Source organism: Nesterenkonia sp. HG001, assembly GCF_034438835.1.
In the GTDB taxonomy this organism is placed as follows: Bacteria; Actinomycetota; Actinomycetes; order Actinomycetales; family Micrococcaceae; genus Nesterenkonia; species Nesterenkonia xinjiangensis.
Genome location: NZ_JAOSZD010000002.1, coordinates 512,972 through 537,959, shown reverse-complemented (window position 1 = coordinate 537,959; position 24,988 = coordinate 512,972). Strand labels below are relative to the sequence as shown.

Below are 24,988 nucleotides of genomic sequence, written 5' to 3'. Positions count from 1 at the left end.
AGTCCTGAATACTCTCCTGCGGCGACTTGCTCGAGACTGCAAGACCAGGACGCCGCAAAGACACGGTTCACTTGTGATTGTGTCACAGTGATTCTCTCTTTCCCATGATCATTCGGGCCGCTTCCACGGCACCATTCACTTTCGGCAGCGCGGCCAGCTTCTCGCGCATCAGGTCAAGGGTCGAGTCCTGGGTCATGAGCTCCAGCGCCCGGGCGACAGAATTGACGTCCTCGCTCTCAAGCTGAGCACCCACGCCCGCATCTGCAGCCCAGCGGACTCGCGCAACCTGGTCATCAGTCATCGTCGCCTCGTTCGGCACCCATAGAGTCGGAAGGTCTCCGGCAACCCACTCGTGGAAGGCGTTGTAGCCGGCAGCGGATACCGCGACGTCAAAGGCCTTCGTATAGCGGGCAAGGGGATAGACCTGCAGGGTCTCGATATCGTGAATTGAGTCGCCTTGGGCGATGGGCGGCTTGGTCATGACTACTCGCCAGCCCGGAGCATTGTTGGTGAACCAGTTCAGGAGGGCACTCTGCAGCCCACCTATGTCATTGATATTGCCGGCACCCAGGGTGATGAGTACTACTCTGTCATCCTGGCCGTAGCCCAGCTCGTCGCGCGCCGATGTCCGGCTCAACACATCATCCCCTGAGAGCAATGTGATGGGCGCAACCCGTGCCGCGTCGGTCAGGTTCGTTGTCATCCCCCTGTCGTAATCCGACGCGAACTCCCCTGGCTCAATGATCAGATCGAAGAACTTCGCGTGGTCGAGCTGCTTGCCGGGAACTTCCGGCCGCCACATGGCTCGCCTCATCCAGATCTTCTCCACTGGCCGATGGCGCAGGACGGCCATCAACCCCTTGTACGGCCATGTGCCGTCGAAGACGAACGCGTCCGGCTGAACGTCGTCCAACAGCCGTTTGAAGCGCTCCTTGAAGAGATCGTTCCACGGCGACGTCTCCATGGACATCGCCCCACTCGACCCTATGTACTCGAATGGGATCCCATACTGAGCCACTACAGGCGCGCCCATGGACAGAGACGCGAATATTGGCTCGGCCTGACCCTCCAGGCGCGTCGCCACGGACAATAGGCGGGTGAGATGCCCCATGCCAGCACCGTTGCTGGTCAGGAAGAGCACTCGCTTCTTGGGTTTCCACCGCAGGTGAGGGGTCGGCGCAGACGGGCTCTCGGACCCAGGCTCTACCGAACGGACGCCAAGAGCCGACATCCGTTCCACATGCATCCTCGGTTGGAAGTTCTTGACGAACTCCTGCCCTCTCCGAGACTGTGCCAGGTAATCCTGAGGAGCCGCATACAAACTCCGCACCAGATCCTGAACTTTAGCGGGCGTAGAGTACAATGCCGCATCACCATACGTCTCCCGCAGATACTCCGGAAGGATCACCACAGCTCCAGCCGCCAGCGCTTCCATGATCGCCCGTCCGTAGGCTTCCCGGAGGTCTTCATGGTGGAAATACACCCAAAAGTCAATGCGGCGAAGGAAGGCTTCGGGAGACTCTCCTCCGAAATTGATGACGTTCCAGCTGTTGGGAACCCACCCTATGACCGACCGGACAACCTGGGCGCCGCCCAGTATTTCGACTTGGAAGTCGTCGCCACGCGGGTAGGCGGCGAGAATCTCGCGCTTGGTAGAAGGCCATTTCGCGGCCTGCGGCCGAGAGTGACGGCCGATCACCGGCACATCTCCGACGAAACCCGAGCGCCCGGAATCCACCTCGCCCAGGTCCAGAACGTTGAACCAATTGTCCTGCATGAGATCAACCTCGACGCGCTGCTCGGCGATCGTCTCCCTGACCACAGGGCCGATAGGCGCCCAGGTAGGGCGCACGCCGAACATCCGAGTGAGTTTCGAATCAACTTCGGCGACGTCGTAGTGATAGTCCCCTCGGTTATCGACGGCCGCGTTGTTCGCCACCATTATGACCCGGTCAGCGGTAATGCCCTTGAACGTCGCTGGCGTCGTCTGGACAACTGTCGGGTGACGCACGACGACTGTCCGAGCGTGAACCTCCGCCCGTGGAGAGAGCATACGAACGTGCGGCAGGTCTAGGAGACTACGAATGGGAGGGCTCCAGCCCGCGACTTTACCCACCAGGTCACTTGGGGCGTGCAGGAGATAGGAGGGCATTCCCGCGGCTGCCTGAGCACGGACTTCCTCAGCAACACTGTGGCTCGTGCCTCCCGGAAGGCGGAAGTCCGACATGTGGATCACTTCCACTACTTGCTTGTGAATCATGGAGCGACCTCTTCCGGATTAGGCGAGTGCTTGGGGTTCCGGTCGTCTTCGAGCAAGAGCCTCTCGAAAAGGGCCCTCTTGACGGCGTCTATGCTGGCTGGGCTGCTTCCCACCCGGGCATCCGCACCAGCTAACATTTGGACAGTCTCCCGCGTACGGCTCTGCACGGCGCGGACATCGGCCATATCCTTGCGAACGTTCGCCGTCTGCGCGCGGATTTCTTTGCGCAGAGACGCCGTCGCCTGTGTCAGGGCCTCTGCCGTTCCAGTTCGGACCTCATTGATAGGAGCTGTGACTACACCATCAATCACCTCGCCGAGAGCCCCCTGGAGTTCCTGGCGGATACCTGAGTCCAGTCCATGGACCACCAACTTCATGGCATCAGTGCGGGCAAGGACACTCTCGACGAGGTCCTGCTCGCCGAGCGAACTCGCCTCCTGGCGAAGGCCCTGAATTTCTCGCAAGATGGCTGCTCTGGCCTCTTCAAGCCCGATGTTCGGCGTAGTCGATGGCATCGTTGTGTCTTCTCCTCGCATCTGAGTCGCCTATGTAGGGGACGGCTTCTCACCGCATGTGGCTGGTTCGCGGACCGTCAGAGACGGTGGACGTCGTCCCGGCCGCTGGATCCTCGGGTGTCGAAGAACAGCTTCGCGCGATCAGCGATCCAGTTCAGGTCGTAGCTAGAGTGTCCCTGCAGAAGGACCACAGCGTCGGATTCCTGCAGGGCGGTTTCCAGATCTGCCACCCGATCAAGGGTGCCACCATTGACGTGCCACCGCTCAACATGGGGGTCGTGGAAACTGATGTCCGCCTTCTTCTCCCGGAGCACCTTTGCGACCGGGATAGCAGGGGATTCCCTCTGATCGGCGATGTTTGGTTTGTAAGTCACGCCGAGAAGGAGGATCTTGGACCCGTTGAGCGGCTTCCCTACGTCGTTGAGCAGGTCCCCCAGTCGACTCCCCACATAGGCGGGCATCGAGTTGTTGATCTCCTGGGCAAGCTCCACGAACCGGAACTGGTAGCCGAGAGTCTTCTTGACCTGAAAGCTCAAGTAGTTGGGATCGATCGGGATGCAGTGACCCCCCACCCCCGGGCCCGGGGTGAACTTCTGGAATCCGAAAGGCTTGGTCGCAGCTCCCCGGATGACCTCCCAGATGTCGATACCGAGGTCATGGCAAAACCGCGCCATCTCGTTGACCAGTGCGATGTTCACATGCCGGTAGGTGTTCTCCAGCAACTTCGCGGCCTCCGCTTCTTTCGTGCCGGACATCCGGACGACCGTGTCGACGAACCGCTCGTAGAAGGATGCCGCGCGCTCCGTCGCCTCGGGGCTGACCCCTCCGACGAGCTTCGGGGTGTTGGTGATCCCGTAGTGCGCGCTACCAGGGTCGACGCGTTCCGGTGAGTAGCCCAGGTAGAAGTCGGTGCCATGCTCAGCGCCTTCGGCGGACAGGATCGGTAGCACCACGTCATCGGTCGTCCCCGGGTAGGTTGTGGACTCCAGGATCACCGTTGCGCCAGGCTTCAAGTTCCGGGCAACGGTACCCGTCGCGGCTTCGACCGCCCTCAGGTCCGGGCCTCCGTCGTCGCTGAGCGGCGTCGGGACGCAGATCACGATGACGTCGGCGTCGCGCAGACTGGCGGGGTCACTGGATGCCCGGTAGCCCTGGCCCAGCATGGTGGCGATGTCATTATCAGATAGGTCATCGACATGCGATCGCCCTCCGTTGAGGGCTTGTACGGTGCGGTCCGCGATTTCGAAGCCGATCACACGAAGCCCAACGTCGCACATGGCCTGTGCCAGGGGCAGGCCGACGTATCCCTGGCCGATCACAGCGACGGTCTGCTGCTCATCGATATCTGTCAAGCTTCTACCTTCGGCTCGTGCGAGTGGATCGAGCGCAAGTCTACTTGTTGGCAGGACGACATCGGCCGCAAGCAAACTTCTAGGCCCAAAGATCACCTGGCACTTCAACGTGCGGCCGAGGGAACTAGTCAGAACGAAGTACTGAGCCGAGCTGCCTCCCCCGCCAGGATCACCGTAGAAACACCACGTCCTTTGATCGCGTGCTCAAACCGTCGCCCCTCCGTGGATTCCAATGCCTCGCGGGCCCGTGCCACATACGTCGAAGACAAGAGCCCACACTCGATTGCTCCGGGAGCAGCCGCGTGAAAGGCCTCCATGAAGGGCTCCAACGGCTTCTTCGCTGGGGAGATCTCCCTGGGTGGATGCTCCATCTCCCCGTAGACCGCTCCCTGGAATCGATCAGGATTCACGCGAACTCTTGTCAGATCGCGGTAGTGCTCGTCGCCCCATCCCTTCGACGCGGAGTCATACGGCTCCTTCGCCAGGTCAGGAGCGAGGTTCAGCATGATGTCCGCGTAAAACTGAGCCCGGTCAAGGTGGGCATCCGTCATCAGTCCAGAAGCAACTTTCAATCGGCGCGAGGCCAGGGGAGCAACGTTGTGGGTTCGAAGTGGGACCCTCCCACCGTGAAAACGGTTTCTAAACTGACGGAAATGCTCAAGCCGCCGATCTGGGTGACCTGAAACATAGTCGAGAGTCTCATCTATTCTTCTAGATAGTTTGCTCACATCAGCATCAGACACATATGAAGTCTTTAGGCGCCCAAGTCTATCCCTCAGAAATTCCTCTCTATATACACTCCTATGAACCCCGCCAGCGGCGCCACTTAATGTTATTTCGGCAGTATAGGAGCGAAATTGATAGAGCGGAGTGTAAGTTCCGAGGTCGTGGGCACGCCACACTCGATAACCATGGTCCAAATCTACAAAATAGGAATCGGCGCTAGTGTTACGGTTCAATCTAAGACCGTACTTCTCGTCCAACGCCGTCGCGACCCTCCAGTCATCCACGAGCTTTGGATTGCTGCGGAAACGCACAATATCGCCTATAGCGACGGAAGACTCGTTTGCCACCTTCAGTCCAGCCAAGACCGTCCTGGAGTCCCTGCCACCGGTGATATCGCTGGCCAACGGAACACCCGCTTGGAGTATCGATGTCAGCCGCCCGACCATCTCGTCAAGTGCGTCTTGAAGAGCTTCCTGGTAGTCAACTGGGCGGGCCTCTTCGCGCCATCGGATGGAAATCGTGGTTCGAGCACCCGAACAGACCACAGCTTCTTCCCGGGGTGCCAGGAGGCGGATCTCGCGGAAAATGGTGTCCAAAGACAGTAGCTGGCTACCTATCATACCCTTGGGACTAAGCAGAAAACCCCGAAACTGCAGTTCATCAATAGCTAATGGCCACCTGCACTCATTCACATATTCAGCAAGCTCGATCAATGAGGTGCCTAGCGCCCAACGATGCCCACGCTGATAGAGAAAGAGGCGACCGTACCCCGCATCGTCTGTGCCAACTACGGCTTGTTCGAGAGCATTCCGCGTCACGCTGACATATGCCCCGTCATGCCCGGCAGGAACCTGTCCGTATACACGTCGCCCGGACTCGCCAAAAATGAAGTTCCCCCCGACCTGTGCATACCCTCGCAGAGCAGGGATCGGAAGAAGACCATCTGAAGATGAGGCGATGAGACTAGAGGTCACGTTGCCAGCCTATCCAGATTCGCGCTTTTCACAAGGTTTCGCCTTTGGCCAACACTCCAAGACGGCTGACGGCGGCGTCCACGTGACGATAGGGGCCCTCGGCCGCCCAACGCTTCAGCGTTCGCTGCTCCGCGTCCCTATGGGCGTCATCCAGCACAACGACCGCACATTCACTGAGGACTCGACTCAGTAGTGGGACAGCAGGGTACCTGGCGTCGTCTCCAGTCGATTCAGGAGGGCCATCCACGATCAAGAGATCAATTTTTCCCACGTCTTCGAAGGCGGACAATGAATACCAGCGAAAGTCATCACCTGCTACCTCTACGGCCTGCAAAGGCGCCAAGCGTAAGTCGACACTGCCGGAAAGACCATGCCGCTCCACGTCAGCACGCGTCTTTTCTAAGTAGTATTCATCATGATCTACAGAAATCAAATCTGAACCCAACTCTTCGCACAGATAGCCGAGCCAAATCGTGGAGGTGCCGCTCCCAAGTTCGAGAATTCTCTTTGGCTTGATGCTACTGACTACATGAACTAGATGAAGAAGAGCACCCGCATCGATTGCGAACCCTCCCGTAGAAGGAAGGGGAGCACGAGGGTGCTTGATCACATCTGAAAGACGCAACAATGCTTCCACCTGCCGGACAGTGTCACGACTACTCTGTGTCATCTGCCGGGCGATACGCTGACGAACGCTCCGCAGGGCATCGGAGTCGTCCCTCCGAGAACTCGATTCTTCTTCAGCCTCGAGCAACTGCCTATGATGCGCGCGAAGCCGCTGAACGACCTTGCGTTCTGATTGCTCAATTCTTTCCTGGTTGCGCTGTGATTCCGATCGAACGGAGCTCTGAACCCTACGAATCGTGGAATCGAGAGCGACAGTCTGTTCCAACACCTCCGCTACCTGGGCATCCAGACTTTCGAGCGTGGAGTGAATGTCTGAGCGGTCGCCGACAGCTTGTCCTCGATCCACAGGTTTTGAAGAGGCTGTCCACTCGCGCGAGGCACCCCGAACTTTACTCCAGCCCATACGCCATATGACCGCCCCCACAATCGCAACGCCGACCACAGTGAAGACCGCGACTCCCACATCGCCTGCCACCGTGGCTGCCACACTCAGCGTGAATAGACCGACCGCCGTTGCAAGGAGCACGAAGCGGAGCACCCAGCGTGCCATAGTCACCAACCCTTGTGGACATCCTGGTTCGCCGATGCCGTGCCCGAGCCATCCGCACTCCCTGAGCGGCACATCCATTCGGCAACATTACGCGCTTTACACTAGCTGACCGCCATCACCTACGACGGAATCTCCAACCGATTGGAAGCGCGATCCGACCGCAGAAGAGCTTCGGCCGCTTGGAACGTTCCGACCCGCGGTACGAGATCACGCCCGCGCGCCGCCACCTGATCCGCCGCCCCGGGCACAGCCTCGGCGAGGTCATCCCCCAGCGCGACGATGCGGTTCTCGGCGTCGACGTGCACCACCCTGGGAGCATGCTCGGCGATCTCGGCATCGGTGCCCATCTGGTAGGTGATGATGATCACCAGGTCCCCGGTGTCGACCAGGTGCGCGGCGGCACCGTTGATGCCGATCACCCCAGAGCCCCGCTCCCCGGCGATCGTGTAGGTCTCCAGGCGGGCGCCGTTGCTGATGTCGACGACGTGCACCTGCTCCCCCTCGACGATGCCCGCAGCCTCGAGCAGGTCCTCATCGATCGTGATGGATCCGACGTAGTGGAGGTCAGCCTGGGTCACCGTGGCGCGGTGGATCTTGCCACCCAGGACGGTTCTCAGCATCCGGTGCTCGCTTTCGACGTCGGTCTACTCGATGATCTTGACGCTCGGCCCACGGAGGCAACGCCTTCCACAGGGTACTAAACCCCGGGACGACTTCCTGAGCACGGGGAGAGTCTCTCAGCAGAACTGTCAGTCAACACAGTGGGGTCCCGCAGGAAAGCTCCTGCGGGACCCCACTGCCGACGCGCAGATCAACTGCGGACGGTCGGCGCATTGGAGTATTCGGCGTCCTTGCTCAGCTCGGCCACCAGCTTCTTGCGGCGCACCGCGTAGACCTCTTCGAGGCGAGCCTGGCGGCGGGCCCGGCGCCGCTTGGTGGGCCAGGTGATGATCAGCGTGAGGATTGCCAGGATCACAACCAGCCCGACCACGGTGACGCCCGCATCCATCCAGAACTGCTCCGGGTAGAGACGGATCAGCGTGGACTCCGGGCTGAACGTCCACGTTCCGTCGGCGAAGAAGACGCGGTGGAAGGCTTCGAAGAACTGCTGCCAGCTCAGAATCGCGACGACGGCGGCCGCGGCGATCAGCCCCAGGGTTACCCAGGCGCCGGCGAAGAAGCCGCGGGCCACTCCCCCCGGGCGCCAGCGCCGCAGCAGCAGAGCGAAGATGAGGACGAGCAGCAGCAGGACCAGCCCACCGCCCATGGCTGCCAGCATGACCACCTTGACATCGGTCATGTGGCTGACCTCTGCGTCGGTGAACAGCGCTTCCCCACCGGGGGCCAACTCCGCCAGGTAGCGGGAACCCGCAGCGTTGAAGAGGTAGTCCATGCCGTAGGAGCCGTAGAGCAGCCGGTCGGCGAGGTCGAAGCCGAAGGTGTCCTCCGGGAAGCCCGGCCTGTTGTAGGCGACCCAGAGGAACGCCGGAGAGGCCACCAGGCGGATCGCCGCCACGGTGACCAGCAACGGCACGAAGATCGCGATGAGGACCTGCAGGAAGCGGGAGACTCCGCGCTTGTCCCGAGAGACCTCCTCATCGAGGTCTGCATCGGTGATGGCCTCACCGGACTCGGTGCGAGAGACCGGGCCCGCCACGGCGGCTGGTTCGTAAGGTCGGTAGGGTTCCTCCTCCTGGACGGCAGGAGCAGACGAGACTGCCGCTGGGGCGGTCTCCTTCGGGGAGCTCGCCGCAGAGATCGTCTCCGGGGAGCCAGCAGCGGCAGGGGAACCCGCCACCGGGGAGGCCGCCGTCGTCTTCGGCAGCGCGGTCGTGTCGGAGGTGGTGCCAGCTGCGGTGCTGGGGGTGGTGTCGTCGTCGCCCGTGGCTGCGCCGCCGGCGGGCGCCGCCGTCCCCACTGCGGCGATGTCGCCAAGCGGGCGGGTCTCGTCCTGGGAGGGGCGCGGCACCGCTGTGGTGGCGTCCCCGTCTGCCGGGTCTGGGGTCACGGGCGGCGCCACGCCGCCCTGATCCTGAGGAGCCTCGCCGGAGGTCTCCTGTGCCGAGGCGCCCTCGTCCTCCAGGTGGTCCTCCGGGAAGTCTGGCTCGTCCTCAGCGAACTCACCGTAGTTGAGCCCCGACTCGAAGTCGTTGCTGGCCCTGGCGGTCTCCTCGTTCTCGGACCGCTTCGAATTCGCGCTCATGTTCGCCTCTCCACGCAGTGCTTTCCACTCTCGAGAGTACGGTCTCCCCGGGACAATTCCATGGAGACCTGCCGCAGAGTGTCGGAACACCGCCCCCACAGGGCTGGTGCAGCCCTGTCAGGCCGTCAACTCGTGGGCGCCGGCGTCGTACCGGCCCAGATCGCCGGTCACACCTGCACGGTGGGCGCGCCCGCCCAGCACCAGGGTGTACACCCAGTAGGCGGCCAGGACGACCGCGCCGATGAGGATCTTCAACCACGGGGGCAGCCCACTGGGCGTCACGAAACCCTCTACGATTCCGGATATCAGCAGCACGATCACCAGCCCGACGGCCACGGTGATCAGCCGCCTCCCCTCATAGGCCAGTGAGGTCAGGCGCCGCTGCTGTCCCGGCGCCACCCAGGCCCAAAAGATCCTCAGACCCGCAGCACCGGCGATGAAGATTGCGGTGATCTCCATCAGCCCGTGCGGCAGAATGTTCAGCCAGAACACGTCAGCTGCACCCTGCTCAGCCATGATCCCTGCAGCGATGCCCACGCTCTGGGCGTTGACGAACAGGATGAACGGCACCCAGACCCCAGACACTCCGAAGGCCACCTCCTGGGCAGCGATCCACGCGTTGTTCGTCCACACCTGGGCCGCGAACGAGGAGTTCGGGTGCTCCGAGTAATACTCCACGAATAGTGACTCCGCGAGCTCCTGACGCTCTGCCTCCGGCATCAGCAGATCCAGCTGCGGGTGGTGATAGGTCCAGACCCCGTAGCCCACTGCCACTGCGATGAACGCCGTGCCCAGGATCAGGGTCAGCCAGCGGATCCGGTAGAACGCCGCCGGCAGCGATTGCGCGAAGAAGTAGGCGATGCCCTCGAAGACGTTTCCTCCGGAGCCTGTCAGCTGGGTGCGGGCCCGGCCCAGCCGGGCGGAGAGGCCCGCCGCGAGCGAGCCACCGGGCTCCACAGCCTGGACCATGGACAGATGCGTGGAGGTGCGTTCATAGAGCCGCAGCAGCTCATCAGCCTCCCCCGCACTCAGGCGGCGGCGGTCGGAGAGCACCGCCAGGCGGTCCCACTCCGACTGATGCACGGCGACGAAGGCATCGATGTCCACAGCATCGAGACTATCGGACCACCACAGTTCCTCGTCAGCGGGACTGGACTTTCACACCCTCGTCTCGGGAAACATGACGTCCAGAACGGCGCCGGCCGCATCCCGAGGCGTTCCGGCCCAAGGAAAGTGGTGTCCCTGGATCTGCGGACTCGCGTTGATCTCGATGATGTTCATCTCGCCGCTGTGCCGCTCGACAGCGACGTCGAACCCCGCGCATCTCAGCCCAGGCACAGCCTGCACACTGCGTGCTACGAGCTCCCGCACCTGCCCCTTCAGCTCATCAGTGACATCCACGGCATCGCCACCGGTGGCCAAGTTGGCTGACTCGCGGATCTGCACGTCCTCCCCTGACGCCGGCACGCTATCCAGGGTTCGACCCTGTGAGGCCAGGAATCCGCGGGCGATTCCATCCAACGAGATCTTCTTGTGGGCGATCCTCCGATCGGCGTTCTTCCGCTCCACGAGTTCGGCGATCGTTGAGACGCCGTCACCCTGGACGTTGGCCGGTCGACGGCAGGTGATGGCGATGACGTCACCGTCGACGACGAAAACCCGGTGGTCCTGCCCAGAGACCTGTTTCTCCACCAGGACGCTGCGGTGCCGGGCGGCCAGATCCCGGAATACTTGAGCGAGCGTCCCCGCATCTCTGACGCCCATGTGGACATCTTTGCCCTGCCGCCCGTCCACAGGTTTGATCACCACCGGTGCGATGGACTTGGCCCAAGCCCATGCCCGGTCAGCGTCTCCGACATCAAAGACGCAGTTCTCCGGGCACGCAACCCCGGCGTTGCGCAAGAGTCGGCTGAGGACGTCCTTCTGGGAAACACACCGCCGCGCCAGGCTGGAGTTCAACCCTGAATTCCCTGCGTACCACCGATGCTCCGTGGTGCCGTGGCGGAGGTAGATGCTCTTCCTGTCTGGCTTGCCGAACACCTCGATGCCACGGTCGATCGCCGACGCCACCATCACGACGTTGTTCCAGGCTGACGGGTTGAAACCCTGCTGCTCCAGGATGTGTTGCGCAGCTCGGTAGTCGGGTGAAGCCACCATCAGCCTCCTGAGGTCATCGAGGAACCGCGCATGAGACCGTGCACAGACCCTGCGGCAGGGACCGGACAGACATCCGATCCGACAATGACGGTAGGCACCAGACCTGATGGCCGCCTTCATGGGAGGTGGGAGTACCCTGCCCCCACCCGGAATGAACGTCCAAGATCGCTTCAGTACAGTGGACCCATGCGCACCGTGATCACCGGCGAGGCCGTCCAGCTCGAGCTTCCTCCGGCCTCCGTGGCGGTGCGCGGCACATCGCTGCTGATCGATCTTGCTCTGTACGTGCTGATCTACATCGGCATCCAGCTGCTCTTCGGCTACTACTCAGGCCAGATCTTCCAGACCATGGACCCCGCCATGTACGCCGCCTTCAGCATCAGCACCCTGGTCCTCTGCTTCGTCATCCTGCCCATCGTCATCGAGACGCTCTCCCGGGGCCGCTCGCTGGGCCGGCTCATCATGGGAGTCCGCATCGTCCGCGACGACGGCGGCACCGTCCGCATGCGCCACGCCCTGATCCGCGGCCTGGTCGGCTTTCCGGAGATCTTCATCACCCTGGGGATGCTGCCGCTGTTCTGCGGCATGCTCAATGCCCGCGGCAAGCGACTGGGCGACATGGCCGCCGGCACCTACGGGATCCTGGTCCGCCAACCGAAGATCAGGCCGATGATGCTGCCGGTGCCGCAGCACCTGACCTCCTGGACCCAGATCGCGGACCTGGGCCGAATCCCCGACCGCCTCGCGCTGCGCCTGTCCCGGCTGCTGCGCCGGATGGAGACCACCGGCCGAGGCGACAACATCGCCGTGCTGCACCGCACCGCTGACCAGCTCGCTGAGGAGCTGCGTCCGCATATCTCCCCTCCTCCGCCACCGGCGACCTCTCTGGAGTTCCTCACCGCCGTGATGGCCGAGCGGCGCAACCGCGAGTACCGTCGGATGCGCCGCCAACAGGACCGCACCGCAGAGCTCGGACGGCGGCTGCACACGCTGCCCTATTCCTGAGTGACCTGAGGTGACGCCACCAGGATGTTGCGTCAGCGCCCCGCGATAGGCTGGGATCCATGCCCAGTGCACCCCAGACGACCGTCATCTCCCCCGACGTCCTCGAGATCCTGCGCTGTCCCGTGACCGCGGCACCGCTGCGTCAGGACGGCGACCACCTGGTCTCCGTCAGCGATGACACGATCCGCTATCCCATCGAGCACGGCGTACCGCGGCTGCTGGCCGACGCCGCCTCCCGCGACACCCCCGAGGAGACCTCCACCCCATGAGCTTCGACCACAAGATCGCCGACATCTCCCTGCATGAGGCCGGCCGGCACCAGATCCGCCTCGCCGAGCACGAGATGCCCGGCCTGATGGCGCTGCGCGAGGAGTACGGCGCATCCCAGCCGCTGGCCGGGGCCCGCATCGCAGGCTCCCTGCACATGACCGTGCAGACCGCCGTGCTGATCGAGACCCTCACCGCACTGGGCGCCGAGGTCCGCTGGGCCTCCTGCAACATCTTCTCTACCCAGGACGAGGCCGCGGCCGCCGTCGTCGTCGGCACCGGCACGCCGGAGGACCCGCACGGCGTGCCGGTCTTCGCCTGGAAGAACGAAACGCTGGAGGAGTACTGGTGGACCGCCTCGCAGATCTTCGCCTGGCCCGGCATCGATGAGGACCCCACCAAGGGCGCCAACATCATCCTCGACGACGGCGGCGACGCCACCATGCTGGTCCACAAGGGTGTGGAGTTCGAGGCCGCCGGTGCCGTCCCCTCGGCAGGTGAGGAGGACCCGGAGGAGTACCGCATCGTCCTGGAGACGCTGCGCAAGTCCCTGGGCGAGAACCCGCAGCGGTGGACCGGAGTGGCGCAGAACCTGCTCGGCGTCACCGAGGAGACCACCACCGGCGTGAACCGGCTCTACCAGCTGGCCCGTGAGGACTCGCTGCTGTTCCCAGCGATCAACGTCAACGACTCGGTCACCAAGTCAAAGTTCGACAACAAGTACGGCATCCGCCACTCCCTGCCCGACGGCATCATGCGCGCCACGGACGTGCTCATCGGTGGCAAGATCGCCGTGGTGTGCGGTTACGGCGACGTCGGCAAGGGTGCTGCGGAGGCGCTGCGCGGGCAGGGCGCGCGCGTGATCATCACCGAGATCGACCCCATCATCGCCCTGCAGGCCGCGATGGACGGCTACCAGGTGGCCACCTTGGACGAGGTCATCGACCAGGGCGACATCTTCATCACCACTACCGGCGGCAAGGACATCATCTCCGCCGCGGACATGCAGAAGATGAAGAACAAGGCCATCGTGGGCAATGTGGGCCACTTCGACAACGAGATCGACATCGCTGGCCTGGCCGCGATCCCCGGCGTGGAGAAGATCGAGATCAAGCCCCAGGTCCACGAGTGGGTGTTCCCCGACAGCAAGGGGAAATCCATCATCGTGCTCTCAGAGGGTCGCCTGCTGAACCTGGGCAACGCCACCGGCCACCCCAGCTTCGTGATGAGCGCGAGCTTCGCCAACCAGGTGATCGCCCAGATCGAGATCTTCGCGAAGTCCCACAAGACCCACGCCGGCGAGGACGTGTACCAGAACGCGGTGTACACGCTGCCGAAGGTCCTCGATGAGAAGGTCGCCAGGCTGCACCTGCCGGCCCTGGGCGTGAAGCTCACCGAACTGAGCAAGGACCAGGCCGATTACCTCGGCCTCGACGTTGCCGGCCCGTACAAGCCGGAGCACTACCGCTACTGAGCCTCACGCAGGCCCACGGCATAGGGCCCGTTCCGAGCACTTCATCAGAGTGCTCGGAACGGGCCCTATTGCCGTGCTTGATGCGGGATTGCGTCCTCAGCGACGCTTCGTCAGGAATCCCCAGACGAAGGAGAACACCAGGGCGCCGATCACGGCGATGCCCAGGGAACCCCATGACCAGGGGTCACTGAGCACATCCCCGACACCCTTGCCGCCGAACAGGCCGAACAGGATCCCCCCGACGATGGCGCCGACGATCCCGAGCAGCATTGCGCCGATCCAGCCTCCGCCCTGCTTGCCGGGGAGGATGAGACGTGCCAGGGCGCCGGCGATCAGGCCGACGACGATCCAACCGATGATGGTCATGAACAATGCCTACTTTCTTCAGGTGAGAGGTGATGATCAACGGGCCGCAGCGTGTTCGCCGCCGGTCCGCACGGTCTCCGCATCATGTGGCGGAAAAAGGACGGTGGCAGTGGAGGATGAGCGAGTGCGCAGCACCGGGTCGAGGACCACGGTGACCGATCCGAGCCGGGTCTCCAGGGACCGCGACAGATCACCGCAGACGTCGACCGTCAGGCGGTGGAGCGCCTCCTGGAGGTCTCCGCGCTCGTCGACCTCTGCGACAAGCAGAACCTCCGGTCGGCGAGCCCGCCCGCCGATGTGCGCACTGACGCCGACCACGTCGGGGATCTCCTCGGCCGCCTCTTCCACGGCGGAGGCGAGTACCCTGGACGGCAGGACCGTCACTCCGGTGCGTCCGTCCTGCTGCAGCTGAAAGTCGGGGCGCCGGGACGGGCGGGGGAAACCCCGGACCAGCCAGGTCAGGACAAGGACGGCCACCAGGATGCTCAGCCCCAGAACCAGGGCGGGAAGCCATGTCAGGCCTGCCACCGCCTCGTCGAGCGTCTGATCTGTACCGGCGAGCTCGATGCCCTCAGGCAGCTGACGCTGCCACTGATCGGCCAGCCCGGTGCCCAGCAGCACCAGCAGTCCTCCGGCCACCACCGAGACCAGCCCGATGCATGCCAGCCATGTGCGGTTTCGAGCATGGGAACGGGCGATCATGAGGTACCTCCGCTCCGCACATGCACGGTCACCCGGTGCCGCACCCGAGGCTGCAGCGTCCGGACCCTGCGGTCGATCCGCTCCTGGATCTCCCGCCGGGTCTCCGCCAGCTCAGCGGCGTCCGAACGTGCCACCACCGAGATGCGGCGGCCCGTGGAACGGGCCCCCGCGCTGGTGACCCCGTCGGTGCGCCTCGCCTCACCCTCCGCCAGACGTCCCAGACCTCGCGAGGTCACGAAGTACGTGAGGTCCCCGACGTGGTCAGCAGATGTCCCAGAGGACGGGGCGATCCCGTGGACGACCGGTCGGCCCGGCCAGATCGCGGCACAGAGAACCAGGACCCCAACCAGTAGGAGCAGTGCTCCGAGCGTCAGGACGACGGGGGATCCCCAGCTGAGTGTGCCAGCGGTCTCCAACGGCGGCACGCTCTCCCCTGCCAGCAGCAACGCCGAGACCCATCCGGTCAGGCCTGCCACCATCAGGAGCACGATTCCCACGATCCACGCCGCGATGACCCGCTGAGGTCTGCGCCTGATCACCTGGTCTCGTCTCATGCGAGTCTCCTTCCCTCGGTGCCGTCCCGGGAGCCCAACCGTCCGGGAGAGCCCATCCGTTCGATCTGCAGATCCACCCGGCGCACCGGGATGCCGGTGAGCAGCTCCACACGGTCGGAAAGGTGCCGCCGTGCCGATTCGGTGACCTCGCGCACCGGCACCGGGTACGGAAGCGCCAGACGCACCTCGAGCGCAGCTGTGCCTCCGGAGAGGGTCGCCTCGACTCTGGGACGGGTGTTCCTGTCCACGCGCCGGAGGCCGAGAGGGCCCCGCCCGGCGGCCCAGACCTCCGGAAGCTCCGAGGCGGCCTGGGCGGCCGACTTCGCCACCACAGACTCGTGGATCACGAGGCTGCCGCCGACGCCTGCTGGGGCACTCATCGCCGGGCCCTCTCGCGGGAGAGCAGCCTGGTGAGATCCAGCCGTCCATCGACGACCGCTCCGACTGTGAGCCCGAGCGCTCCGAAGAAAGCCACGCCCAGCATGGCCAGGAAGCTCCCGAAGACAGCAACGAGTCCCAGGACGAGACCGACAAAGAGTCCCGCGATGGTCGTATTCATGGTGCGCTCCTCTCGAACAGTTCGAGCATCAGGCCAGATCGTGGTCGTCGCCCTCGTCGTCGTCCTCCGGGAGGTGCACGTCAGCGACAGTGATGTTGACCTCCACCACCTTCAGTCCGGTGCCGTGCTCGACAGACCGGATGACGTTGCGGCGGATGTTCTCCGCGACCTCCACGACCGCGGCGCCGTACTCGACGATGACGGTGAGGTCGACAGCGGTCTCCTTCTCGCCCTTCTCCACGGAGACGCCACCGCTGACCTGGGTCTTGGATCCCGGGATGCGCTCGGAGATCGCGTCGAAGGTGCGTCGTGCGACGTTGCCCATGGCATACACTCCGGGGATCTCACGTGCGGCGATCCCGGCGAGCTTCTGCACCACCGTCTCCTCGACCGTGGTGGTGCCGTAGGCGGTGACCAGAGGGCTGTCTGCGGGACGCCCGTCGTTCGGAGCCTGTACGGCCTTGCCCGTGCTGGTACCCGCGCTGCTCTGCGCGACGGCGGACGGGGTGGCGGTCTGACGGTTCTCAGCCATGATGTTCTCCTTCTGATTCACCCCCACGGGCCTTCCCGTGAGGTGTTGACATCAGTGATGACGATGACCGTCCGGTAACCTCACGCTCGATCTGAGAACTTTTTCGAGAATCCCCTCCCCCGTCCGGACCCCGCGCCGGATGTACCATGAGCCCATGAGGAGCAGTCATGCCTCGCGGCCACCGGCCTCACGTGACGTGGGGACCGCCGTCGCGCGGGCTCAGGATGGCGATGTCCAGGCCTTCGAAGAGCTGCTGGACATGTACGAGGCGCCGTTGCTGCGCCTGGCGGTCCGCATGCTCCGGGACCGCTCCGAGGCCGAAGACATCGTGCAGGACACCTTCTTGACCGTGTGGAGGAGATTGCACACGCTGGAGGATGTCGAGAAGTTCAAGACCTGGATCTATCGACTGACCAGCAATGCCTGCATCGACGTGATCCGTCGCCGGGAACGGCAGCGCACGACGGCGACGGACCCGTCCGACCTCGTGACCGTGGTGTCGTCGGAGTCATCGCTGGAAGACGCCACCGAGAGAGGCGAAGCGCTCCGCCACCTGGAGTCGGTCCTGGTGACCCTGCCGGCCGAACAGCGCCTGGCCTGGCTGCTGTTCGAGATCGAGGGCCAGTCCTACGCGGAGATCGCCGCTGTCATGGACAGCACGGAAGGCAGCGTCCGGGGACGGATCCATCGGGCGCGCGCAGCCATCGTCAGGGGAATGGAGGGATGGGCATGACACGCACTCCAGACCAGTTCGCGCACGACCCTGATGACGCGCAGCGACACGATCAGGAGCTCGTAGGGGCCAGCTATCGGCGTCTCCAGGGGGTCATCGACGATTATCGGGACACGGAGCCCGAGGCCCCGTCCACGCTGGAGTCCCTGCGAGGGCGCATCATGGACATCGTCCATCGCGAATCGGCGCTGGGGCCCACCACGGAGCTCGCCACCTCCTCCGGTGGACGCTTCGAGATGCTGACCTCCACGATTCGGCAGGTGGTCCGTGAGGCGGTCGACGACGAACCCGGGGTCGTCGCTCGGCGGGTGCACGTGCGCGTGACCGAGCAGGCTGATCAGCAGGGGCTCGACTTGGAGGTCTCGGTGTCGATCGGGCCCGACGTCTCCATCCCCGCAGTCGAGAGCTTGGTGCGCGACCGAGTCGCCCGCGCTGTGACTGCAACGGTGGGAACTCAGCTGGCGACCATGGACATCAGAGTGGAGGACATCCATGACATCTGAGCAGCAGCAGGTCCTCGACCCCCATGCAGCGGTGGTCCGGGCCATCGAAGACGTCCCCGGGGTGGCGCGTGTGGTCCCCGGCTTCCGCCAGATCCTCACGTCGGCGGCCAAGTCCCTGCTGCGCCTGGACTCCGCAGAGCGGGCCACAGGTGTGGACATCGTCACGCGGGAGGGGTCCCGGCGGGTCTATGTGGACTGCCACATCGACGGCACGCGCCCGGCGACCCTGGTCGCGGAGGACGTGGTGGCCGCCGTCGCCGAAGTGCTCGACATGTCTCCGCAGGACGTCACCCTGCGGATCATGCGGGTGGAGCAGAAGGACGAGAAAGGCTGAGGGCTCAGTCCTTCAGCATGCGCAGGTGGCCGCGGGTGAGGGCCGCCTCGGGCGTGGGTGGTTCGATCCGGCTGCGGCTCTCTCGGGTAGGCAGGCTCCCCGGGGCACGGACGCCCGTCTCTTCCGTCAGGTTCTGCTCGTCACGAGCACGCTGGGCGGCGCGGTCGGCGTCTTCACCATGCCGGACGGCGTCGGCCAGGGCCAGCAAGTCATCCTGCGGCTCGGCGGGAGCTGAAGGGTAGTCCAGGCGCATCACCTCCCAGCCGCGGGGTGGGTTCACCGTGTCGGCGTGGTGGGCGCAGAGGTCGTAGCTGTGAGGCTCTGAGTACACGCTCATCGGCCCCACGACGACCGTGGAGTCTTGGTAGCTGTAGGTCAGCGTGGCGACAGCCGGTCGCCCACAGCCACTTCGAGTGCATCGTCGCGAGGAATCCACGGTGCTCAACCCTAACGGAGGCCGACGCCGGGGCCCAACAGGCGCACCGGCAGGTGCAGGAGCAGTTCGGCGGAGCAGCCCATCTCAGTGCTGCAGCCGGACGGGGACGGTCTGGCTGGGATCACGCAGCAGGTCCACGGTGCTCAGCGAGAGACGTTCCTGGTCGCGGGTGGTCATCCCGGCGTAGACGCCCGGCTCCGCCTCGTCCACGACGACGGCGACGGCATCACCGAGATCATCCGGGCTCAGCGTCAGCTCTCCTTCCGCCGGCACGGTCACCTCCTGGGCATCTGAGAATTCTCCGTCCTCGTCGAGCAGCCGGTAGCTGAGCCGAGACTCATCCTGCAGGCTGGTCAGCCGAAGCTCCGACTCCCCCACGTCCGGGATGAGCGCGCCCGAGCCCTCCGAGAGCGGCGTGGCACCGACCTGCCAGGAGAAGTCCAACGCGGCGGTGTCCTCGGCGGGGTCCCCGCCCTCGATGCCGTGGCTGGAGGCGGCCACGTGCGTGGGTTCGTCGGAGCGGACGACGACGTCGTACACCCCGGCGTCGAGCCCGCGCAGATCGACGGTGTCCACCTCGCCGGGCTCCACCGTGAAGACCGCAGGGCCCTCGAGCAGCTCCACACCGTCTGCCCCGTAGACCTGGACCTCCATGGTGGTCCGGGTGTCCCCGGGGGCATGGATCCACAGCTGGGCGGGTCGGGGCGCGGGATCCTCCTCCGTGGACTCGGGCACCGGGATTCCCGGCATCACATGCTCGGCAGCGGGGGCGGCACGTCCGGGGAGGAAGTCGATGCCCTGACCGGTGAGCCCCACCGCGCGGGAGGACTGCAGCTGAGCAGAGACCGGTGCGCCGGAGGCCTGCACGGCGACGGCGAACTCCGGATCCGATCCGGCCAGTGCCGCGATGTTGACGGTACGCACGGACTCGCCGGGCACCACCAGGGTGCGAGTTCCCGAGGAGCCACGGTGCCCGTCGGCGTCATAGCCGACCACCTCCACGGTGGCGGGACGGTCGAAAGGGTTGGCCAAGGTCAGCAGCGAGGTGGACCCGGCCCCGACCTCAGGGCCGAAGAACCACTGGGAACGCTGCGGGACGGTGCATGTCGCGGTGGCCAGACCGGTCACCGGGCCGGAGTCGGCGAGGTAGGTGTAGCGCGCCGCCCCCGCGCCGGAGACCCCGCTGGGCAGCCCCTGGACCTCCAGCAGGGGGGCACGGGTCATCCCCCCGAACGATTCGTAGACCGCATCCAGCTCCCCCAGTGCGGGCGGATCCGGCGGCAGCTGGTCCAGGTCGACGCTCTCGGACTCCTCAGGATCAGTCAGCTCCGTGGTGTTCACCCGGTACTCCTGTCCCAGCTGAGCCCACCAGGCCGCCGGGAAGGTGCCCTCGGCATCGGCCGCCAGCACCAGCGCCTGGAAGCGGACGGCGGCGGAGTCGTCACGGTCTCGGTACTGGAGCAGCCCATCCGTGCTCAACGAGTCCGCCAGCCCCGGCATCGGCGGACACACGGCAGCCGTGCCGGAGTCCGCGGCAGGGAATGCCGCAGCGGCGACCCCTCCCGGCTCGGTGGATCCGCCGCGCGGGTCCAGCGCCACCGAGCCGCCCACCACTCCGAGGATGCCCAGAGTGGCCAGCACCGCGCCGGCGCGCACGCCCGCACCAGGACGACGCGTGCGTTCCGGCTGTTCAGGCTGTGCAAGCGGCTCCGGCTGCTCCGCTGCCTCTGGCGGCTCCGGCACCTCTTCCTGCTCGGGGGGCTCAGTGGGCTCGATGGCGGTATCCTCCGCCACAGGCTCAGCCGGGACGGCCTCCGGCTCCTGCCGCGCGGCACGGCGGAGCTCCTGACGACGCTCCTTCTTCAGCTGACGGATATGACGGCGGACCTTCTTCGCACTCACGACTGCTCACCCCTCCCGTCCATACGGGCCAGCTCGGCATCGGTGGCCACCGGCAGCAGGCGTGCCCCACGCGGCAGCGGCACCGCGATCAGCACCACCAGCAGCAGGAGACCGCCCACCAGGATCAGCAGCGGCCACCGGTATGGGCTGCTGTGCTCGGCGGTGAGCACTCCCGAGACCTCACCGGCGGACTGGCCGGTCAGCAACTCGGCAGGAACGTGGAAGCTCTGTGTCCAGGTGCCTCCGGGAGCAGGTTCCAGGGACTCGCCGTCGAGCTGGGCGGACCATCCGGACGCCCGTTCCGTGGCCAAGCGCAGCACCAGGTCCTGATCAACGACCAGAGACTCCCCAGCGACGTCGACCAGCTCGGCCAGGTCCACGTCGACCTGCCGCCCCTGGGAGGGCAGCAGTGCCACGGTGTGGCCATACTCATCCACGAGCCGCGCCCACGCTGTGGAGGCGCCCTCCACATCGGGGACGGCGAACACTTCCGCCCGCTCAGGGACCTCCGCACGCCAGAGCAGGCCACGATCAGTCGGCCCCACCGCAATCAGCCCCCCGGCCGTGTCCACGGCATCCACCAGCGGGGAGTCCTCACCGCTGCGAATCAGCACGTACCCGATGCCGAGCTCCTCCATCAAGGGACCGACCTCCCCGGAACCGGGGGTCACCAGTGCCGCGACGAGCTGCCCCAGACGCCGGTCGCCGGGGGTCAGGTCACGAGCTGAAGCGGCCGGCTCGACCCACAGCGGGACGTCGCCGGCGCTCACGACGGCCCGGGTGGAGTCCAGCGTGCGGCCTTGCTCGGAGACCAGCTCACCGACAACGCCGTCGCGACCGGCGTCGAGCACCAGAGTGCGCAGCTGGGCGGGGCCGGTGCCCTGATCCGCCGCCGTGGCGGGGACCTGCCGCACCTGGCCTGGGGCGATCAGCGTTTCAGTGGGGGTGACCGCGGTCAGCGACTCGTCGCTCAGCTGCGACCCCGGCAGCGCACGCGGCACCGCCCAGGAACCCAGCGAGGCGATCACCGAGAGCACCAGCAGCGTGGCGGCCACCGGCGCCAGAGTGGGGCCCATCTGCGGCAGCGCACGCGGCAGGCGGTCCAACGAGCCCACGGCGGCGATCAGCAGGCAGAACGCCATCACTGAGACCAGTGGGCCGACGTCGGCGGGGATGAGCTGGACGCCGTCGTCGCCGGCAGCCATCCGGGAGGCTGCTGCCGAGACGCCCAGCGCGGCCAGCAGGACCACCCCGGCCGTCAGCGCATGGGAGCTGCGGCGGGTCGCGGTGACCACGCCCAGCAGGGCCACCAGCAGCAGCGGGGCTCCGACCACCAGCGCCAGGCGCAGGCTCCAGAAGTCGGAGGCGAAGAACTCGGGCATCGTCGCGCCGAACAGGCCCGCAGAAGGATCGAAGGGACGCGAATGGCCGAGCAGCTGCTGCCACAGCGGCGCCACTGCGGCGACCAGCGGACGGGTCGGGTCCGAGAGCAACACAGCGACCGCGTTCTGCCCAGTCAGCACAGCCGAGCCGAGCATGGGTGCGGCCAGTGCCAGCGAAGGCAGCGGGAGCAGCCAGAGCACCCGGCCCCGGCCACGCAGGACCAAAGCCCCGACCACGCACACCACGACCGTGAGCACCAGCAGCACCGGGGCGGCGGCGGTCACCACGGTCAGCAGCAGTGCGGCCGCCGCAGCGTGCTCCCAGGAGGCGGCGTAGAAACTGCGCGTCTGTCCGGGGCGCGAGGGCGACTCGTACACCGGTCTCGCGCCCAGTGCCCGAGCACCGGTGAGCACCACCAGCGGCATCAGAACATGGGCCAGCACCACGCCCACCCTCCCCTCGCCGAGGGCGATGTGCAGACTCGGCACCCCGGCCCAAAGCAGCGCCGCCACCACACGGACCGTGGCCCGGGCGGTGACCAGCCGGGAGGCCAGCCAGGCGGTCAGCGCCGCCAGCGGCAGCGCGAGGACCGTCAGCCAGACCAGCACTGTGGAAGCGTGCCCCCCGGAGAGCACAGAGAGGATCAGCAGCACCAGGGTGAACGGGTCAGCCCCGGAAAGCTGCCCCAGGCCGTCGGTGGAGATCAGGCTGACCATCGAGGCGGCGATCTCTGCAGGCACGGCAGTCACCGGCAGGGCCGCGCCCCCGATGAGCGCCTCGGCGGGGAGCAGATCGCGGAACACCAGCAGAGAGAGACCGGTGAGCCCCAGAAGCATCAGGAACAGGCCCAGCCGGTCCCCCGAACGGCGGGTGGGCATCTCGTCGAACTCACCGTCGGCAGAACCCTGTCCCAGCAGCGCGTCGTGGTCATCCTCTTCGTCACCCCGCGCCCCGGCCAGGCCATAGCCGGCCCGCTGCGGCGCGACCGTCTCGGCGGTCATCAACCGCCGGCGGTGCCTGCGCAGCTCAGCTGAGCTCAACCGCAGTTCGCGCTCAGCCCGGCGTCCGGAGCGCAGCAGCTCATGCTCGGAGTCGATCCGCTCGTCCCGCAGCAGCCTCTCCATCACGGCGCGCCGTCCCGCACGGATGAAACGTCGGGAATGCCCGATCGCACCGAGTCCGAACAGCGCACCGGCTGAGGAGACCAGTTGGCCCACGGCCGCGTCAGGCGCCTTCACAGCGGTGAGCAGCACAGTGCGCAGCACGGCGGCCATCCATTGGCCGATCCAGAGGAAGGGCACCGCCGCCGGGGAAGATTCGGTGAGTCGCCGACGGATCTGACCGCGGCGCTCAGGTCCCGACAGGTGCAGGGCACCGCCGAGCCGGTGGACCTCCTCACGAGGAGTCGGGTCCAGTCGGCGGATGCGGGCTGCCGGCCGGATGACGACGTGGGCACCGACCTCCCGGGCGCGTCGGCAGAACTGGGCCGCCGCGGCATCGGGTGGAAGCGTCGGGTCGAATCCACCCAGATCTCCGAAGAGCGGGGCGTGGACGAGCATGCCGTGAGCGGCGACCGCCGGCACGGCATCGCGGCCGTCGTACTGTCCCTGATCCAGCTCCTTGGGCTCGCTGAGCGGCACGACTTCCCCGGAGCGGGCACTCCAGAGCCCGACGTCAACCAGCCGGTCGACGGCGACCTCCTCTGCGGAACCGCTCGCATGCAGCTGCTTGGCACCGATCACCTGGATCTGCGGGTGGGTCTCCTCATCGGTGACCGTGAACAGCCGCTCCTCGAGCTGCTCCAATGCGTCGGGCTCAGGAAGGGCGTCACTGGGAAGGATCCACAGCCACTGGGGGCGGGGAGAGAATCCGTCCGGCAGCCGGCGCTCCAGATGACGCCACAGCGACGTCACGCGGCTGCCACCCGGGCCGGGGTTGGTGGTGCGGGAGGCCTGCCCACGATCGCGCAGCAGACGGGAACGTAGCGAGCGCGAGAGGTCCTGGGGGCCCCGCCACGTCTCGGCGGAGAGCTCGATGACCGCGTCGGGCTGCCGAGTCTGGGCGGCCAATGCCGCCCGCAGCTCCTGGACCCGCCCGTCTGACGAGGAATCGCCGCCGGCGTGCAGGACGACGGCGGCGATGTGTGGGACGGAGATGCCGGCGATCAGACCGCTCGCTTCCGCAGCTTGCGGCGCTCGCGCTCGGAGAGACCTCCCCAGATGCCGAATCGCTCGTCATTGGCCAAGGCGTAGTCCAGGCATTCCTGCTGGACGTGGCAGGCACCGCAGACCTTCTTCGCGTCCCGGGTCGACCCGCCCTTCTCCGGGAAGAAGGCCTCGGGGTCGGTCTGTGCGCAGAGCGCGTCGACCTGCCAGGCGAGCTCGCCCTCGATCTGCTCCGCGGGGATCAGCGACGGCAGTCCGAGCCACGCCTCGTTTCGGACGGGCTGGACCTCGGGCTCAGTGCGGCGGGAAGGAGCCTCACTGAGCGCGACCGGCGGCTCTACGTCGTCCTCGTACTGTGGGGTGATCTCGGGGTGCTTCTCCGACTCTTCATGGGCGGCGAGGAAGGAGGTGGCCTGGTCATCCAGGGAGCGTCCGTGCTCCAGCCGGTCCGCGGCCTGCGGGTCCGCCGGGTCCACGAACCAATCGGCAGGGACGTCCAGCGAGGGTCGCTGGGCGGCGCGAGAGTGCTCGTGCTGCTCGTCGCTCAGCCGCTGTGCGTTCCCCATGGAGGCCTCCCCTGTCATCAGTCAGTGGTGTGAAGTACAGATGGTCCTTGACCACCATGCGGCCGAAGCCGCCGACACCCCCTAATTACACTGGCGTAAGTAACCATCCGTCAAGTGCTGTGAGCCTGGTCTCCAGAGGCCTC

At 65.8% G+C, this 24,988-nt stretch carries 25 protein-coding genes; 6 read left to right on the top strand and 19 right to left on the bottom strand.

The window, feature by feature from the left end; genetic code table 11:
• Positions 1-82: 82 nt before the first annotated feature.
• The 9 genes from ODE13_RS05360 to ODE13_RS05320 all read right to left on the bottom strand — a co-directional run bounded on the left by ODE13_RS05360 (position 83) and on the right by ODE13_RS05320 (position 11,364).
• Positions 83-2,260 carry a hypothetical protein gene (locus ODE13_RS05360; RefSeq protein ID WP_322478304.1) on the bottom strand — a complete coding sequence of 726 codons (2,178 nt, stop codon included), beginning with the start codon at positions 2,258-2,260 and terminating at the stop codon, positions 83-85.
• A complete protein-coding gene (locus ODE13_RS05355; protein WP_322478303.1) occupies positions 2,257-2,775 on the bottom strand; it encodes a hypothetical protein in 519 nt (172 codons plus the stop codon). The genes ODE13_RS05360 and ODE13_RS05355 overlap by 4 nt, the downstream gene beginning before the upstream one ends.
• 77 nt (positions 2,776-2,852) lie before the next feature.
• The gene (locus ODE13_RS05350) at positions 2,853-4,127 is read right to left on the bottom strand and encodes a nucleotide sugar dehydrogenase (RefSeq protein ID WP_322478302.1); all 1,275 of its coding nucleotides are present in this window, start codon (positions 4,125-4,127) and stop codon (positions 2,853-2,855) included.
• A gap of 128 nt (positions 4,128-4,255) precedes the next feature.
• A complete protein-coding gene (locus ODE13_RS05345) occupies positions 4,256-5,827 on the bottom strand; it encodes a hypothetical protein (protein ID WP_322478301.1) in 1,572 nt (523 codons plus the stop codon).
• A 28-nt stretch (positions 5,828-5,855) separates the two neighbouring features.
• Positions 5,856-7,082, bottom strand: coding sequence for an O-methyltransferase (locus ODE13_RS05340; RefSeq protein ID WP_322478300.1), 1,227 nt, complete (start codon positions 7,080-7,082; stop codon positions 5,856-5,858).
• Between the two features lie 41 nt (positions 7,083-7,123).
• Positions 7,124-7,624 carry an aspartate 1-decarboxylase gene (gene panD, locus ODE13_RS05335; RefSeq protein WP_322478299.1) on the bottom strand — a complete coding sequence of 167 codons (501 nt, stop codon included), beginning with the start codon at positions 7,622-7,624 and terminating at the stop codon, positions 7,124-7,126.
• Between the two features lie 191 nt (positions 7,625-7,815).
• Positions 7,816-9,207 carry a TIGR01906 family membrane protein gene (locus tag ODE13_RS05330; RefSeq protein WP_322478298.1) on the bottom strand — a complete coding sequence of 464 codons (1,392 nt, stop codon included), beginning with the start codon at positions 9,205-9,207 and terminating at the stop codon, positions 7,816-7,818.
• A 117-nt stretch (positions 9,208-9,324) separates the two neighbouring features.
• Entirely contained in the window at positions 9,325-10,314 is a 990-nt protein-coding gene (locus tag ODE13_RS05325; RefSeq protein ID WP_322478297.1) for a stage II sporulation protein M, read from the bottom strand.
• Between the two features lie 51 nt (positions 10,315-10,365).
• Positions 10,366-11,364 carry an ATP-grasp domain-containing protein gene (locus ODE13_RS05320; RefSeq protein ID WP_322478296.1) on the bottom strand — a complete coding sequence of 333 codons (999 nt, stop codon included), beginning with the start codon at positions 11,362-11,364 and terminating at the stop codon, positions 10,366-10,368.
• A 186-nt stretch (positions 11,365-11,550) separates the two neighbouring features.
• On the opposite strand from ODE13_RS05320, the gene ODE13_RS05315 reads away from it, so the two are divergent.
• The 3 genes from ODE13_RS05315 to ahcY are packed head-to-tail and all read left to right on the top strand — an operon-like array spanning position 11,551 to position 14,110.
• A complete protein-coding gene (locus ODE13_RS05315; RefSeq protein WP_322478295.1) occupies positions 11,551-12,369 on the top strand; it encodes an RDD family protein in 819 nt (272 codons plus the stop codon).
• Positions 12,370-12,428: 59 nt separating this feature from the next.
• A complete protein-coding gene (locus ODE13_RS05310; protein ID WP_322478294.1) occupies positions 12,429-12,638 on the top strand; it encodes a hypothetical protein in 210 nt (69 codons plus the stop codon).
• Positions 12,635-14,110: an adenosylhomocysteinase gene (gene ahcY, locus ODE13_RS05305; RefSeq protein ID WP_322478293.1), complete on the top strand. Its 1,476-nt coding sequence runs from the start codon at positions 12,635-12,637 to the stop codon at positions 14,108-14,110. Before ODE13_RS05310 ends, ahcY begins: the two co-directional genes overlap by 4 nt.
• Positions 14,111-14,206: 96 nt before the next feature.
• Here ahcY and ODE13_RS05300 read toward each other — a convergent pair whose 3' ends face one another.
• From ODE13_RS05300 to ODE13_RS05275, 6 genes are read right to left on the bottom strand one after another with little or no spacing between them, the layout of a single operon-like run.
• The gene (locus ODE13_RS05300; RefSeq protein ID WP_179540564.1) at positions 14,207-14,476 is read right to left on the bottom strand and encodes a GlsB/YeaQ/YmgE family stress response membrane protein; all 270 of its coding nucleotides are present in this window, start codon (positions 14,474-14,476) and stop codon (positions 14,207-14,209) included.
• Positions 14,477-14,512: 36 nt separating this feature from the next.
• Positions 14,513-15,178: a hypothetical protein gene (locus ODE13_RS05295; RefSeq protein WP_322478292.1), complete on the bottom strand. Its 666-nt coding sequence runs from the start codon at positions 15,176-15,178 to the stop codon at positions 14,513-14,515.
• Positions 15,175-15,732, bottom strand: a complete 558-nt coding sequence (locus tag ODE13_RS05290; RefSeq protein WP_322478291.1) for a DUF6286 domain-containing protein — start codon at positions 15,730-15,732, stop codon at positions 15,175-15,177. Before ODE13_RS05290 ends, ODE13_RS05295 begins: the two co-directional genes overlap by 4 nt.
• Positions 15,729-16,112, bottom strand: a complete 384-nt coding sequence (locus tag ODE13_RS05285) for an Asp23/Gls24 family envelope stress response protein (RefSeq protein ID WP_179540567.1) — start codon at positions 16,110-16,112, stop codon at positions 15,729-15,731. Before ODE13_RS05285 ends, ODE13_RS05290 begins: the two co-directional genes overlap by 4 nt.
• A complete protein-coding gene (locus tag ODE13_RS05280) occupies positions 16,109-16,291 on the bottom strand; it encodes a hypothetical protein (protein ID WP_179540568.1) in 183 nt (60 codons plus the stop codon). The genes ODE13_RS05285 and ODE13_RS05280 overlap by 4 nt, the downstream gene beginning before the upstream one ends.
• Before the next feature lie 28 nt (positions 16,292-16,319).
• Positions 16,320-16,823 (bottom strand): Asp23/Gls24 family envelope stress response protein, encoded by a 504-nt coding sequence (locus ODE13_RS05275; protein ID WP_179540569.1) that lies wholly within the window; start codon positions 16,821-16,823, stop codon positions 16,320-16,322.
• 139 nt (positions 16,824-16,962) lie between these two features.
• On the opposite strand from ODE13_RS05275, the gene ODE13_RS05270 reads away from it, so the two are divergent.
• The 3 genes from ODE13_RS05270 to ODE13_RS05260 are packed head-to-tail and all read left to right on the top strand — an operon-like array spanning position 16,963 to position 18,393.
• Positions 16,963-17,556, top strand: coding sequence for an RNA polymerase sigma factor (locus ODE13_RS05270; protein WP_322478290.1), 594 nt, complete (start codon positions 16,963-16,965; stop codon positions 17,554-17,556).
• The gene (locus ODE13_RS05265; RefSeq protein ID WP_322478289.1) at positions 17,553-18,059 is read left to right on the top strand and encodes a hypothetical protein; all 507 of its coding nucleotides are present in this window, start codon (positions 17,553-17,555) and stop codon (positions 18,057-18,059) included. Before ODE13_RS05270 ends, ODE13_RS05265 begins: the two co-directional genes overlap by 4 nt.
• Positions 18,049-18,393, top strand: a complete 345-nt coding sequence (locus tag ODE13_RS05260) for a hypothetical protein (RefSeq protein WP_322478288.1) — start codon at positions 18,049-18,051, stop codon at positions 18,391-18,393. Before ODE13_RS05265 ends, ODE13_RS05260 begins: the two co-directional genes overlap by 11 nt.
• A gap of 4 nt (positions 18,394-18,397) precedes the next feature.
• Here ODE13_RS05260 and ODE13_RS05255 read toward each other — a convergent pair whose 3' ends face one another.
• From ODE13_RS05255 to ODE13_RS05240, 4 genes are all read right to left on the bottom strand, one after another.
• A complete protein-coding gene (locus ODE13_RS05255) occupies positions 18,398-18,829 on the bottom strand; it encodes a DUF3499 domain-containing protein (protein ID WP_322478287.1) in 432 nt (143 codons plus the stop codon).
• Positions 18,830-18,913: 84 nt separating this feature from the next.
• A complete protein-coding gene (locus tag ODE13_RS05250) occupies positions 18,914-20,731 on the bottom strand; it encodes a DUF5719 family protein (protein ID WP_322478286.1) in 1,818 nt (605 codons plus the stop codon).
• Complete coding sequence (locus ODE13_RS05245; protein WP_322478285.1) at positions 20,728-24,183, bottom strand: hypothetical protein; 3,456 nt, start codon at positions 24,181-24,183, stop codon at positions 20,728-20,730. The genes ODE13_RS05250 and ODE13_RS05245 overlap by 4 nt, the downstream gene beginning before the upstream one ends.
• Before the next feature lie 95 nt (positions 24,184-24,278).
• The gene (locus ODE13_RS05240; RefSeq protein WP_322478284.1) at positions 24,279-24,845 is read right to left on the bottom strand and encodes a WhiB family transcriptional regulator; all 567 of its coding nucleotides are present in this window, start codon (positions 24,843-24,845) and stop codon (positions 24,279-24,281) included.
• Positions 24,846-24,988 lie beyond the last annotated feature (143 nt).